Origin of the sequence: Cupriavidus sp. HPC(L), assembly GCF_000307735.3 — a bacterium.
Lineage (GTDB): Bacteria > Pseudomonadota > Gammaproteobacteria > Burkholderiales > Burkholderiaceae > Cupriavidus.
Genome location: NZ_AMPR02000031.1, coordinates 1 through 13,366, shown reverse-complemented (window position 1 = coordinate 13,366; position 13,366 = coordinate 1). Strand labels below are relative to the sequence as shown.

The window sequence follows — 13,366 nt, the reverse complement described above, 5'->3', positions numbered from 1 at the left end:
GGCGGCGTCTCCCCGACCTTCAGCCCGCTGTACCAGCAGATCAAGTCGCTGATCCTGCAGAGCCTGCAGTCCGGCGAATGGAAGCCGGGCGAGATGATTCCGAGCGAAATGGAGCTGGCGGCCCGCTACAAGGTCAGCCAGGGCACGGTGCGCAAGGCCATCGACGAGCTCGCCGCCGAGAACCTCGTGGCGCGCCGGCAGGGCAAGGGTACCTTCGTGACGACCCATCACGAGGACGTGGTCAAGTTCCGATTCCTGCGGCTGGTCCCGGACGAGGGCGAGCCGCACTACGGCGCCAGCCGGGTGCTCGAATGCAAGCGCCTGCGGGCGCCCGCCGAGATCGCGCGGCTGCTCGATATCCGCACCGGCGACAGCGTCGTGCAGATCCGCCGCGTGCTGTTCTTCTCCGGCGAAGCCACCGTGCTCGACGACATCTGGCTGCTGGGCGCCAACTTCAAGGGCCTGACGGCGGAAAAGCTGACCGAGTGGAAAGGGCCGATGTACGCGCTGTTCGAGGCCGAGTTCGGTACGCGCATGGTGCGCGCCACCGAGAAGATCCGCGCGGTCAGCGCCGACGAGACCGCCGCCGCGCTGCTGTCGGTCGAACCCGGCTCGCCGCTGCTGTCGGTCGAGCGGGTCTCGTTCACCTACGGCGACCGTCCCGTCGAAGTACGGCGCGGGCTGTATGTGACCACGCGGCACTATTACCAGAACGATCTGAGCTGACCGGCGCCGCGCGCTCAGGCGCGAATTGGGCGAAGACGCGGGCGATTGTCGGAGCGATTTTCAGGGCGATTGTTGCGCGCCTTGCCGCCAACCGCGGCCGGCATTGCGCAGGGCGATCGGAATGCGCGGCAAAGGGTGGAAATCCGGTTCGCGCGGCCGTCGCGCGATCGTCGCAAAGCGGCGTTGCACGCGATTGTCGCGGCCGCCATGTTGGTGTGCGATAGTCGAAAATTATTGGTGCGCCGCGCAACAAAGGCGCTAAAATCACGTGGATTTGCACATTGTGCATTCGGCTCTTTCGTTTTTTTATCGCTAATGGGGTCTCGCATGGCTGAAGCCGTCAAACAAGCCAGGCCGGAGTTCCGGAATATCGGTATCGGGCAACTCGCACGCTACCGGTTGCCCTGGGCCGGCAAGGTGTCCATCCTGCATCGCGTCAGCGGTGCGCTGCTGTTCCTCCTCCTTCCTTTCATCCTCTACCTCTTCGAGCAGAGCGTCACTTCCGAACTGAGCTTCGCAAAGTTCTCGGCCCTTCTGTCCGGTGGCTTCGTCAAGCTGGTTCTGCTGGTTCTGATCTGGGGCTATCTGCATCATTTCTGCGCCGGTATCCGCTTCCTTCTGCTGGACATGCACGTCGGCGTCGACAAGCCGTCGTCGGCCAAGTCGGCCATCGCCGTGCTGATCGTCAGCCTGCTGCTGACCGCCGTGTTCGGCCTGAAGCTGTTCGGCGTGTTTTGAGGAGCATGCAAGGTGGCAAATAACAATATCGGTCCCAAGCGTCTGGTCGTCGGTGCCCACTACGGCATGAAGGAATGGCTGGTCCAACGCGTGACCGCCGTGGTGATGGTGATCTACACCGTCGTGCTGGCGGTGGCGTTCCTGTTGTCGAACGGTGCCTCGTATGAGGGCTGGGCAGGCCTGTTCGCCAATCAATGGATGAAGATCCTGACGTTCGTCACGATCCTGTCGCTGCTCTATCACGCCTGGATCGGCGTGCGCGACATCTGGATGGACTATGTGAAGCCGATGGCGGTTCGCCTCGTGCTGCAAGTTCTTACGATTCTGTGGCTCGTCGGATGCGCGGGCTACGCTGCTCAGATTCTCTGGAGGGTGTAATTCATGGTCGCAGTCAAGACTGGATTGCCGCGTCGGCGCTTTGACGTGGTCATCGTCGGGGCGGGCGGCGCCGGGATGCGCGCATCCCTCCAGCTCGCGGAAGCCGGCCTGAACGTCGCCGTGCTCTCCAAGGTGTTCCCCACGCGCTCGCACACGGTGGCGGCGCAGGGCGGCATCGGTGCCTCGCTCGGCAACATGAGCGAGGACAACTGGCACTATCACTTCTACGACACGGTCAAGGGCTCGGACTGGCTGGGCGACCAGGACGCCATCGAGTTCATGTGCCGTGAAGCGCCGAAGGTGGTCTACGAGCTCGAGCACTTCGGCATGCCGTTCGACCGCAACCCCGACGGCACGATCTATCAGCGCCCGTTCGGCGGCCACACCGCCAACTACGGCGAGAAGCCGGTGCAGCGTGCCTGCGCCGCGGCCGACCGTACCGGCCACGCGCTGCTGCACACCCTGTACCAGCGCAACGTCCGCGCCAAGACCCACTTCTTCGTCGAGTGGATGGCGCTGGACCTGATCCGCGACCAGGACGGCGACGTGCTGGGCGTGACCGCGCTGGAAATGGAAACCGGCGAGGTCTACATCCTCGAGGCCAAGACCACGCTGTTCGCCACCGGCGGCGCCGGCCGCATCTACGCCGCGTCGACCAACGCCTTCATCAACACCGGTGACGGCCTGGGCATGGCGGCGCGCGCTGGCGTGCCGCTGGAAGACATGGAGTTCTGGCAGTTCCACCCGACCGGCGTGGCCGGCGCGGGCGTGCTGATCACCGAAGGCGTGCGCGGCGAAGGCGGCATCCTGCGCAACAAGGATGGCGAACGCTTCATGGAGCGCTACGCGCCGACGCTGAAGGACCTGGCGCCGCGCGACTTCGTCTCGCGCTCGATGGACCAGGAAATCAAGGAAGGCCGCGGCTGCGGTCCGAACGGCGACTACGTGCTGCTCGACCTGACCCACGTCGGCGCCGAGAAGATCATGAAGCGCCTGCCGTCGATCCGCGAGATCGGCCTGAAGTTCGCCAACGTCGACGCGATCAAGGAACCGATCCCGGTCGTGCCGACCATCCACTACCAGATGGGCGGCATTCCGACCAACTACTACGGCCAGGTCGTGGTGCCGAAGAACGGCAATCCGAACGAGGTCGTCAACGGCTTCTACGCGATCGGCGAATGCTCGTGCGTATCGGTGCACGGCGCCAACCGCCTGGGCACCAACTCGCTGCTGGACCTGGTGGTGTTCGGCCGCGCCGCCGGCAACCACATCATCTCGACCGCGCTCAAGCAGAAGGAACACAAGCCGCTGCCGGCCGACGCCGCCGACCTCGCGCTGTCGCGCCTCGCGAAGCTGCAGTCGTCCTCGTCGGGCGAGTATGCGCAGGACGTCGCCAACGACATCCGCCGCAACATGCAGTCGCACGCCGGCGTGTTCCGCACGCAGAAGCTGATGGACGAAGGCGTGCAGCGCATCCTGGAAGTGGCCGAGCGCGCCGACAGCATCCACCTGAAGGACAAGTCGAAGGTGTTCAACACCGCACTGGTCGAGGCGCTGGAAGTGGCCAACCTGGTCGAAGTAGCCAAGGCCACGATGATCTCGGCGGCGGCCCGCAAGGAATCGCGCGGCGCCCACGCCCACAGCGACTTCCCGACCCGCGACGACGAGAACTGGCTCAAGCACTCGCTGTTCTACAGCGAAGGCAACCGTCTCGACTACAAGCCGGTCAAGATGCAGCCGCTGACGGTGGAAAGCGTTCCGCCCAAGGCCCGCACCTTCTAAGCACCGCGTAGGCGACTACAGACGACTACAGGACCCACAGAAATGAAGCGTATTTTCGAAGTCTACCGCTACGATCCGGACAAGGACGCGGCGCCCCGCATGCAGACCTACGAGGTCGAGCTCGACGGTCACGAACGCATGCTGCTCGATGCCCTGGTCAAGCTCAAGAAGCTCGACGAGAGCATCTCGTTCCGCCGCTCCTGCCGCGAAGGCGTGTGCGGTTCGGACGCGATGAACATCAACGGCAAGAACGGCCTGGCGTGCCTGACCAACATGCGCGAGCTGCCGGACCGCATCGTGCTGCGTCCGCTGCCGGGCCTGCCCGTCGTGCGCGACCTGATCGTCGACATGACGCAGTTCTTCAAGCAGTACCACTCGATCAAGCCGTTCCTGATCAACGACGAGCCGCCCCCCGAGAAGGAGCGCCTGCAGACGCCGGAAGAGCGCGACGAGCTCGACGGCCTGTACGAGTGTATTCTGTGCGCGAGCTGCTCGACCTCGTGCCCGTCGTTCTGGTGGAACCCGGACAAGTTCGTCGGCCCGGCCGGCCTGCTGCAGGCCTACCGCTTCATCGCCGACAGCCGCGACCAGGCCACCGGCCAGCGTCTGGACGACCTGAACGACCCGTATCGCCTGTTCCGCTGCCACACCATCATGAACTGCGTGGATGTGTGCCCGAAGGGACTGAATCCGACCAAGGCGATCGGCAAGATTCGGGAATTGATGGTTCGCCGCGCGGTCTGAACCTGCTGGACCGGACGACGCCGCGCGGCGTCGTCCGTGAAGGCCAAGCCATATGACGGATCACCCCACCACTTTCTCCCATCAGGCCGACCCGCACAAGCGGGCGCGACTGCGCTGGCGCGCGCGCCGCGGCCTGCTGGAGAACGACATCATCGTCGAACGTTTTTTCAACCGTTACGAGGAGAGCCTGTCCGACGAGGACGTGGCATCGCTGAGCGAGCTGCTCGAGCTCAGCGACAACGAGTTGATGGACCTGCTGCTTGCCCGCAAGGAGCTGGACGGTGAGCTCGACACGCCGCCGATGCGCAAGCTGCTTGGCCTGCTGCGCTCGGTGTGAGTTTGGTCAACACTATTATTCTTAGCATTTGAAGGAACCGACATGACGCCGTCCGATGTGAAAGCCACGCTATCGTTCTCCGATGGGTCCCCCAGCGTCGAGCTGCCGATCTACAAGGGTACCGTCGGCCCGGACGTGATCGACATCCGCAAGCTGTACGGCCAGACCGGCAAGTTCACCTACGACCCGGGATTCATGTCGACGGCCTCCTGCAATTCCCGCATCACCTACATCGACGGTGACAAGGGCGAACTGCTGTACCGCGGCTATCCGATCGAGCAACTGGCCGAGAAGTGCGACTTCCTCGAAGTCTGCTACCTGCTGCTCAAGGGCGAGCTGCCCAACGCCAAGCAGAAGGAAGAATTCGTCGGCCGCGTGATGAACCACACGATGGTTCACGAGCAGATGCAGTTCTTCATGCGGGGCTTCCGCCGCGATGCGCACCCGATGGCCGTGCTGACCGGCCTGGTGGGCGGCATGTCCGCGTTCTATCACGACGCGATGGACATCAACGATCCGCACCAGCGCGAAATCTCGGCGATCCGCCTGATCGCCAAGATGCCGACCCTGGTCGCGATGTCCTACAAGTACAACATCGGCCAGCCGTACATCTATCCGCAGAACGACCTGTCGTACACCGGCAACTTCATGCGCATGATGTTCGCCACGCCGTGCGCGCCGTTCCAGGTCAACCCGGTGCTCGAGCGCGCGCTGGACCGCATCTTCATCCTGCACGCCGACCACGAGCAGAACGCGTCGACCTCGACCGTGCGCCTGGCCGGTTCGTCGGGCACCAACCCGTTCGCGGCGATCGCCTCGGGCGTGGCCTGCCTGTGGGGCCCGGCTCACGGCGGCGCCAACGAAGCGGCGCTGAACATGCTGGAAGAGATCGGCAGCGTCGACAACATCGGCGAGTTCATCAAGCAGGTCAAGGACAAGAACTCGGGCGTGCGCCTGATGGGCTTCGGCCACCGCGTCTACAAGAACTACGACCCGCGCGCCAAGCTGATGCGCGAGACCTGCCACGAGGTGCTGAACGAGCTGGGCCTGCACAACGACCCGCTGTTCAAGCTGGCGATGGAGCTGGAAAAGATCGCGCTGGAAGACGAGTACTTCGTCAGCCGCAAGCTGTACCCGAATGTCGATTTCTACTCGGGCATCGTGCAGCGCGCGCTGGGCATCCCGACCTCGATGTTCACCTGCATCTTCGCGCTGGCCCGCACCGTGGGCTGGATCTCGCAGTGGGAAGAGATGATCACCGATCCGGAGTACAAGATCGGCCGTCCGCGCCAGCTGTTCAACGGCGCCGCGACCCGCGACGTGCCGGAGATGGGCAAGCGCTGATCCGCGCTCGCGCCAACCGCGTCGAAGTACGCCCCGTGCCCCGGCACGGGGCGTTTTTTTATGTCCGCGGATTTCTGAACAGGGATTTGTCCCTACTCAACCCTTTCGGCTGATGCGCCGTAAATCGATGCAGCAATCGTCTGCATCCCGCCCATCACAAGAGAAGGGGTAATCACATGTTCGGCTCGCTGCGCGCGCGCATCGTTGGATTCTCGGTGGCCATCGTCGTCGTCGCGCTGGTCTGCAACGCCGTGGTCAACCATCTGGTTGCCTCCCGCTACAACGACGAAGCCATCCGCAACAATCTGCGCGCGGTGCAGGCCGGCCATGTCGACGCGATCGCCGAATGGGTGTCCGCGCATACGGCCAGCATGGCCGCGCTGCACGAGGCGGCGCTGCAGGAGGACCCGGGTCCGGTGCTGAAGCTGATCGTCGAGGCCGGCGGCTTCCTGAACACCTTCGTCGGCTACCCCGACAAGCGCCACCATTTTTCCAATCCCGAGAGCGTGAAGCCGGGCTTCGACCCGACCTCGCGGCCGTGGTACAAGCTCGCGTCGGCCGCCGGCAAGCCGGTCGTCACGCCGCCTTACGTGTCGGCCAGTACCGGCAAGATGGTGGTGACGTTCGCGGTGCCGATCATCCGCGACGGCAGCCTGCGCGCGGTGGTCGGCGGCAACGTGCCAATGGACGGCGTCGTCGAGAACGTGCGTTCGATCCATCCGACCCCGAGCAGCTTCGGCATCCTGGTGGCGCGCAACGGCCAGATCGTCGCGTATGGCGACGACAAGCTGATGCTCAAGCCGATCGGCGAACTGATCCCCGGCCTGGACGGCGACAAGCTGGCCGCGCAGCTGGGCATCGACACGCCGATGGAGGTGATGGTCGGCGACGAGGCCAAGCTGCTGGGCGTGACGGCCGTGCCGGGCACCGACTGGATGGCGGTGATCGCGCTGGACAAGGCCGAGGCCACCGCCGGCATGCGCTCGGTGCTGGTCGCCTCGGTGATCTCGCTGGTCGTGGTGGCGCTGGCCGCCGCGCTGATCATGGCGGCCGTGACGGCCGTCTCGTTCCGCCGCCTGTCGTCGATTCGCGATGCGATGGCGGCCATCGGCAGTGGCGACGGCGACCTGACGCGCCGGTTGCCGGCGCAGGGCAAGGACGAGGTCGCGCAGATCGCCGGCGCCTTCAACGCCTTTGCCGACAAGCTGGTCGGCGTGATGCGGCAGATCCGCGATGCCAGCGAGGCCGTGCACGGGGCCGCCAACGAGATCGCCGCCGGCAATGCCGACCTGTCGCGCCGCACCGAGTCGGCGGCCGCGAGCCTGCAGCAGACGGCGGCGTCGATGGAGCAGATCACCGCGACGGTGGGGCAGTCCGAGGCGTCGGCCCGCGCCGCCGAGCGCTCTTCGGTGCAGGCCAAGCAGGTCGCCGACGAGGGCGGCCACGCGATCCAGGCCGCGGTGCAGACCATGGGCGACGTGCAGCAGGCGGCGGTCAAGGTGTCGGACATCACCGGCGTGATCGACGGCATCGCGTTCCAGACCAATATCCTGGCGCTGAATGCGGCCGTGGAAGCGGCGCGCGCCGGCGAGCAGGGGCGGGGCTTCGCGGTGGTGGCGGGCGAGGTGCGCTCGCTGGCGCAGCGCAGCTCGCAGGCGGCCAGGGAGATCAAGACGCTGATCGAGTCGACGGTCAGCAGCGTCAACGCGGGCTCCGAGCAGGTCGAGCGCAGCGGCGGCACCATGCGCGAGATCGTCGGCAACGTGACCAGCGTGTCGCAGGTGATCTCAGAAATCCTGCATGCGGCGCAGGAGCAGACGCGCGGCATCCAGGAGGTCAACGCCGCGGTGGGGCAGCTGGACCAGATGGTCCAGCAGAACGCGGCGCTGGTCGAGCAGTCGACCGCGGCGGCGACGATGCTGCAGGACCAGGCGGGCCGGCTGGCCGGCGTGGTGCGGACCTTCCGGCTCGATTGAAGGGGTGCCGGGGCCGGCCTGCGCAGCCCCTTGTCGACGAAAACGCCGCGAAAAAACGGCGTTTTCGCCATCCGCGAAATCCCCCTTTCGCCAATCACATTACATCGCCGCCGGCGGCAAACCCTTGTTTCGCCGGGGTTTCCGGCATAATTCCCCCCGAAGTCAAGCAAACGCAGCCACGCAGCCCCGCGCTGCCTTCGACGCTGCGAAGACCTCCTCCCCGCAACTTCTATCAGCGGTGCCGGCCCGCCTCGGCGAGGCTGTCGCCGCCCCCCGCGACATGGCCAAGACGCTCTACGACAAACTCTGGGACGACCATACCGTGCACGTCGAGGAAGACGGCACCACGCTGCTCTATATCGACCGGCACCTGCTGCACGAGGTGACCAGCCCGCAGGCGTTCGAAGGGCTGAAGCTGGCCGAGCGGCCGGTGTGGCGCATCAGCGCGAACCTGGCGGTGTCGGACCACAATGTGCCGACCACCGACCGCAGCCACGGCATCGCCGACCCGATCTCGAAGCTGCAGGTCGATACGCTGGACGCCAACTGCGACGCCTACGGCATCACGCAGTTCAAGATGACCGACCACCGCCAGGGCATCGTGCACGTGATCGGACCGGAGCAGGGCGCGACGCTGCCCGGCATGACGGTGGTCTGCGGCGACTCGCACACGAGCACGCACGGCGCCTTCGGCGCGCTGGCGCACGGCATCGGCACCTCCGAGGTCGAACACGTGCTGGCCACGCAGACGCTGCTGGGCAAGAAGGCGAAGAACATGCTGGTCAAGGTCGAGGGCAAGCTGCCGCGCGGCTGCACGGCCAAGGACATCGTGCTGGCCATCATCGGCAAGATCGGCACCGCGGGCGGCACCGGCTACACCATCGAGTTTGCCGGCTCGGCGATCCGCGACCTGACGATGGAAGGGCGCATGACCGTCTGCAACATGGCGATCGAAGCGGGCGCGCGCGCCGGCCTGATCGCCGTCGACGACGTCACGCTCGACTACGTCAAGGGCCGTCCCTATGCGCCGCAGGGCGCCGAGTGGGAGCAGGCGGTCGCCTACTGGCGCACGCTGCATTCGGACCCGGGCGCGCATTTCGACCGCGTGGTCGAGCTGCGGGCCGAGGAAGTGCGACCGCAGGTCACCTGGGGCACCTCGCCCGAGATGGTGATCAGCATCGAGGACCGCATCCCCGATCCGGACAAGGAAAAGGATCCGAACAAGCGCAACGCGATCGAGCGCGCGCTGCAGTACATGGGCCTGCAGCCGAACGTGCCGATCCAGGACGTGCGCATCGACAAGGTCTTCATCGGCTCGTGCACCAACAGCCGGATCGAGGACATGCGCGCCGCCGCCTGGGTGGTGCAGAAGCTGGGCCGCCGCATCGCCTCCAACGTCAAGCTGGCGATGGTGGTGCCGGGCTCGGGCCTGGTCAAGGAACAGGCAGAGCGCGAAGGGCTGGACAAGGTCTTCAAGGCGGCCGGCTTCGAATGGCGCGAGCCGGGCTGCTCGATGTGCCTGGCGATGAATGCCGACCGGCTCGATCCGGGCGAGCGCTGCGCCTCGACCTCGAACCGCAACTTCGAGGGCCGGCAGGGCGCCGGCGGCCGCACGCATCTGGTCAGCCCGGCGATGGCGGCGGCGGCCGCGATCGAAGGCCATTTTGTCGATATCCGCCAGCTCGGCTGACGCCTCGCCGACCCCGGAACCAAGGACGAGACCATGGAAAAGTTCACTGTACACAAGGGCCTGGTGGCGCCGCTCGATCGCGCCAACGTCGATACCGACGCGATCATTCCCAAGCAATTCCTCAAGTCGATCAAGCGCACCGGATTCGGTCCGAACCTGTTCGATGAATGGCGCTACCTCGATGTCGGCCAGCCGGGCCAGGACAACAGCAAGCGCCCGCTGAACCCGGACTTCGTGCTGAACCAGCCGCGCTACCAGGGCGCGTCGATCCTGCTGGCGCGCGACAACTTCGGCTGCGGCAGCTCGCGCGAACACGCGCCGTGGGCGCTGACCCAGTACGGCTTCCGCGCGGTGATCGCGCCGAGCTTCGCCGACATCTTCTTCAACAACTGCTACAAGAACGGCCTGCTGCCGGTGGTGCTGACCGAAGCCCAGGTCGACCAGCTGTTCAACGAGACCAATGCCTTCAATGGCTACCAGCTGACCATCGACCTGGAGCGCCAGGCCGTGATCACGCCGTCGGGCGCCGGCTTCGAGTTCGACATCGCGCCGTTCCGCAAGTACTGCATGCTGAACGGCTTCGACGATATCGGCCTGACGCTGCGCCACGCGGACAAGATCCGCGCCTTCGAGGCCGAGCGCGTGGCGAAGATGCCGTGGCTGAACCACCGGCTGGTCGGCTGACGCCGGCGTAGCACCGCGCAGCGCGCTGCCTGCATTGCAGGCGAACCGCAACGAACCGAAACGACAACAAGGCAAACACAGCATGAAGATCGCAGTCCTGCCGGGCGACGGCATCGGCCCCGAGATCGTCGAACAGGCCGTCAAGGTCCTGAACGCCCTCGACGAGAAGTTCGAGATGGAAACCGCGCCGGTGGGCGGCGCCGGCTACGAGGCCAAGGGCCATCCGCTGCCCGAGGAGACGCTGAAGCTCGCGCAGCAGGCCGACGCGATCCTGTTCGGCGCGGTGGGCGACTGGAAGTACGACAGCCTGGAGCGCGCGCTGCGCCCCGAGCAGGCGATCCTGGGCCTGCGCAAGCATCTGCAGCTGTTCGCCAACTTCCGCCCGGCGATCTGCTATCCCGAGCTGACCGGCGCCTCCAGCCTGAAGGCCGAGCTGGTCGCGGGCCTGGACATCCTGATCGTGCGCGAGCTGAACGGCGACATCTACTTCGGCCAGCCGCGCGGCGTGCGCACGGCGACCGACGGGCTGTTCCCCGGCGCGCGCGAGGGCTTCGACACGATGCGCTACAGCGAGCCGGAAATCCGCCGCATCGCCCACGTCGCGTTCCAGGCCGCGGCCAAGCGCGGCAAGAAGCTGTGCAGCGTCGACAAGGCCAATGTGCTCGAGACCTTCCAGTTCTGGAAGGACATCGTCATTGAGGTGTCGAAGGAGTATCCGGACGTCGAGCTGTCGCACATGTACGTCGACAACGCCGCGATGCAGCTCGTCAAGGCGCCCAAGAGCTTCGACGTGATCGTCACCGGCAACATGTTCGGCGACATCCTGTCGGACGAGGCCGCGATGCTGACGGGCTCGATCGGCATGCTGCCGTCGGCCTCGCTGGACGCCAACAACAAGGGCCTGTACGAGCCGTCGCACGGCTCGGCGCCGGACATCGCCGGCAAGGGCGTCGCCAACCCGCTGGCGACCATCCTGTCGGCCGCGATGATGCTGCGCTATTCGCTGAACAAGGCCGAGCAGGCCGACCGCATCGAAAACGCCGTCAAGACCGTGCTGGCCCAGGGCTACCGCACCGCGGACATCCTGACGCCGGGCTGCAGGCAGGTCGGCACCCGCGAGATGGGCGAGGCGGTACTGGCAGCGTTGTAAGGATCGAGGGCGCCGGTTGCCCCCCTCCCCCGGCCCCTCTCCCGCGAGCGGGAGAGGGCAGAGAACCGGCAGCGTGGTTCAGTGCCGCTGGTGTACTCCCTCTCCCGCATGCGGGAGAGGAGAGTGAACCCCCAGCGTGATACCGTGTCGCTGGTGTGCTCCCTCTCCCGCATGCGGGAGGGGGCCGGGGAGAGGGCAGCCCCAGCCCAACCCCGCAAAATCGTGTAGACTGCGCCGATGCCCCGAATCGCCCGATTCCTCCCGACGGAAATTGCCTCGCCGGCCGCCCTGCGCGCCACGGCGGGCGCGGGTACGCGCGGCGCCATCACCGCAACGACGATTAAAACCATTATCAAAACCACGATCGCCTAGATCGTTCGTCGTGCCTGCCCGTCTTCCCCGCGCAGCCACGCCGGGCGAGGAAAATGCGGGGAAGTTTTCAATCACATCCGAGGTTAGTCATGATTGTAGGTCTCGTCGGTTGGCGAGGAATGGTCGGCAGCGTGCTGATGCAACGCATGCAGGAAGAGCGCGACTTCGACCATATCGAGCCGGTTTTCTTCAGCACGTCCAACGCAGGCGGCAAGGCGCCGGCGATGGCCAAGAACGAAACCACGCTGCAGGACGCCAACGACATCGAAGCGCTCAAGCGCTGCGACGTCGTGCTGACCGCCCAGGGCGGGGACTACACCAACGAGGTCTTCCCGAAGCTGCGGGCCGCCGGCTGGAAGGGCTACTGGATCGACGCCGCTTCGTCGCTGCGGATGAAGGACGACGCGATCATCGTGCTCGATCCGGTCAACCAGGGTGTGATCAAGGACGCGCTGTCCAAGGGCGTCAAGAATTTCATCGGCGGCAACTGCACGGTCAGCTGCATGCTGATGGGCCTGGGCGGGCTGTTCCAGCACGACCTGGTCGAGTGGATGACCTCCATGACCTACCAGGCCGCCTCGGGCGGTGGCGCCCAGCACATGCGCGAGCTGCTGACCCAGTTCGGCACGCTGAACGCCGCGGTCAAGCCGCTGCTGGACGATCCGGCCTCGGCGATCCTGGAAATCGACCGCACCATCCTGGCGACCCAGCACGGCCTGTCCGCCGACGAAACCAAGCAGTTCGGCGTGCCGCTGGCCGGCAACCTGATTCCGTGGATCGACAAGGACCTGGGCAACGGCGTGTCGCGCGAGGAATGGAAGGGCGGCGCCGAGACCAACAAGATCCTGGGCCGTGGCGACGGCTTCCTCGGTGCCACCGGTGCCACGCCGATCGCGGTCGACGGGCTGTGCGTGCGCATCGGCGCGATGCGTTGCCACTCGCAGGCGCTGACCATCAAGCTGCGCCGCGACGTGCCGCTGGACGAGATCGAAGGCATGCTGGCCGCCCATAACCCGTGGGCCAAGGTCGTGCCGAACACCCGCGAAGCCAGCATGACCGACCTGACGCCGGCCGCCGTGACCGGTACGCTGACGATCCCGGTCGGCCGACTGCGCAAGATGCAGATGGGCGGCGAATACCTGTCGGCCTTTACCGTCGGCGACCAGCTGCTGTGGGGCGCCGCCGAGCCGCTGCGCCGCATGCTGCGGATCCTGATCGAGAGCTGATCGCCTGCCGACCGGCTGACGTGGCGTTGCGGCGAGCCGACACCCCGGCCGCCGCGCCGCCACCCGCTGGCCAACGACGCCGCGCCGATGCGCGGCGTTGTCGTTTCCGGACATTGTCCCGTCGGGGTCTTGGGTCACAATACCGTCCTTTCGCGCGATCGCCCGTCGAACCCCCACCCCGCATGAGGTCCCAGTGAGCCACCATCGCCGCCTCCCCAC

Annotated in this window: 13 protein-coding genes; all 13 read left to right on the top strand. The window is 66.1% G+C overall.

The window, feature by feature from the left end; translation table 11 throughout:
* Positions 1–726 (top strand): GntR family transcriptional regulator (locus B551_RS03190; protein WP_023263467.1); only part of this gene is annotated, 726 nt, incomplete at its 5' end.
* A gap of 327 nt (positions 727–1,053) precedes the next feature.
* Positions 1,054–1,464 (top strand): succinate dehydrogenase, cytochrome b556 subunit, encoded by a 411-nt coding sequence (gene sdhC / locus B551_RS03185; RefSeq protein WP_006578084.1) that lies wholly within the window; start codon positions 1,054–1,056, stop codon positions 1,462–1,464.
* 66 nt (positions 1,465–1,530) lie between these two features.
* Complete coding sequence (sdhD, locus tag B551_RS03180) at positions 1,531–1,842, top strand: succinate dehydrogenase, hydrophobic membrane anchor protein (protein WP_052511249.1); 312 nt, start codon at positions 1,531–1,533, stop codon at positions 1,840–1,842.
* A gap of 3 nt (positions 1,843–1,845) precedes the next feature.
* Positions 1,846–3,624, top strand: coding sequence for a succinate dehydrogenase flavoprotein subunit (sdhA, locus tag B551_RS03175; RefSeq protein WP_006578086.1), 1,779 nt, complete (start codon positions 1,846–1,848; stop codon positions 3,622–3,624).
* Between the two features lie 42 nt (positions 3,625–3,666).
* Positions 3,667–4,368 carry a succinate dehydrogenase iron-sulfur subunit gene (locus tag B551_RS03170; RefSeq protein ID WP_006578087.1) on the top strand — a complete coding sequence of 234 codons (702 nt, stop codon included), beginning with the start codon at positions 3,667–3,669 and terminating at the stop codon, positions 4,366–4,368.
* Positions 4,369–4,420: 52 nt separating this feature from the next.
* Entirely contained in the window at positions 4,421–4,705 is a 285-nt protein-coding gene (locus tag B551_RS03165) for a succinate dehydrogenase assembly factor 2 (protein WP_006578088.1), read from the top strand.
* Positions 4,706–4,747: 42 nt separating this feature from the next.
* A complete protein-coding gene (gltA, locus tag B551_RS03160) occupies positions 4,748–6,049 on the top strand; it encodes a citrate synthase (RefSeq protein WP_006578089.1) in 1,302 nt (433 codons plus the stop codon).
* Positions 6,050–6,225: 176 nt separating this feature from the next.
* Positions 6,226–8,025: a methyl-accepting chemotaxis protein gene (locus tag B551_RS03155; protein ID WP_006578090.1), complete on the top strand. Its 1,800-nt coding sequence runs from the start codon at positions 6,226–6,228 to the stop codon at positions 8,023–8,025.
* 280 nt (positions 8,026–8,305) lie between these two features.
* Positions 8,306–9,715, top strand: a complete 1,410-nt coding sequence (gene leuC, locus B551_RS03150) for a 3-isopropylmalate dehydratase large subunit (protein WP_006578092.1) — start codon at positions 8,306–8,308, stop codon at positions 9,713–9,715.
* A gap of 33 nt (positions 9,716–9,748) precedes the next feature.
* Positions 9,749–10,399: a 3-isopropylmalate dehydratase small subunit gene (gene leuD / locus B551_RS03145; protein ID WP_023263465.1), complete on the top strand. Its 651-nt coding sequence runs from the start codon at positions 9,749–9,751 to the stop codon at positions 10,397–10,399.
* 82 nt (positions 10,400–10,481) lie between these two features.
* Positions 10,482–11,549 carry a 3-isopropylmalate dehydrogenase gene (gene leuB, locus B551_RS03140; protein ID WP_006578095.1) on the top strand — a complete coding sequence of 356 codons (1,068 nt, stop codon included), beginning with the start codon at positions 10,482–10,484 and terminating at the stop codon, positions 11,547–11,549.
* Positions 11,550–11,786: 237 nt separating this feature from the next.
* The gene (locus B551_RS27235) at positions 11,787–11,921 is read left to right on the top strand and encodes a hypothetical protein (protein WP_255567009.1); all 135 of its coding nucleotides are present in this window, start codon (positions 11,787–11,789) and stop codon (positions 11,919–11,921) included.
* An 89-nt stretch (positions 11,922–12,010) separates the two neighbouring features.
* A complete protein-coding gene (asd, locus tag B551_RS03130) occupies positions 12,011–13,147 on the top strand; it encodes an aspartate-semialdehyde dehydrogenase (protein WP_006578096.1) in 1,137 nt (378 codons plus the stop codon).
* Positions 13,148–13,366 lie beyond the last annotated feature (219 nt).

Coding starts and splice junctions, on each gene's coding strand:
- sdhC (WP_006578084.1), top strand. CDS start 1,054: ATGGCTGAAGCCGTCAAACAAGCCAGGCCGGAGTTCCGGAATATCGGT.
- sdhD (WP_052511249.1), top strand. CDS start 1,531: ATGAAGGAATGGCTGGTCCAACGCGTGACCGCCGTGGTGATGGTGATC.
- sdhA (WP_006578086.1), top strand. CDS start 1,846: ATGGTCGCAGTCAAGACTGGATTGCCGCGTCGGCGCTTTGACGTGGTC.
- B551_RS03170 (WP_006578087.1), top strand. CDS start 3,667: ATGAAGCGTATTTTCGAAGTCTACCGCTACGATCCGGACAAGGACGCG.
- B551_RS03165 (WP_006578088.1), top strand. CDS start 4,421: ATGACGGATCACCCCACCACTTTCTCCCATCAGGCCGACCCGCACAAG.
- gltA (WP_006578089.1), top strand. CDS start 4,748: ATGACGCCGTCCGATGTGAAAGCCACGCTATCGTTCTCCGATGGGTCC.
- B551_RS03155 (WP_006578090.1), top strand. CDS start 6,226: ATGTTCGGCTCGCTGCGCGCGCGCATCGTTGGATTCTCGGTGGCCATC.
- leuC (WP_006578092.1), top strand. CDS start 8,306: ATGGCCAAGACGCTCTACGACAAACTCTGGGACGACCATACCGTGCAC.
- leuD (WP_023263465.1), top strand. CDS start 9,749: ATGGAAAAGTTCACTGTACACAAGGGCCTGGTGGCGCCGCTCGATCGC.
- leuB (WP_006578095.1), top strand. CDS start 10,482: ATGAAGATCGCAGTCCTGCCGGGCGACGGCATCGGCCCCGAGATCGTC.
- B551_RS27235 (WP_255567009.1), top strand. CDS start 11,787: ATGCCCCGAATCGCCCGATTCCTCCCGACGGAAATTGCCTCGCCGGCC.
- asd (WP_006578096.1), top strand. CDS start 12,011: ATGATTGTAGGTCTCGTCGGTTGGCGAGGAATGGTCGGCAGCGTGCTG.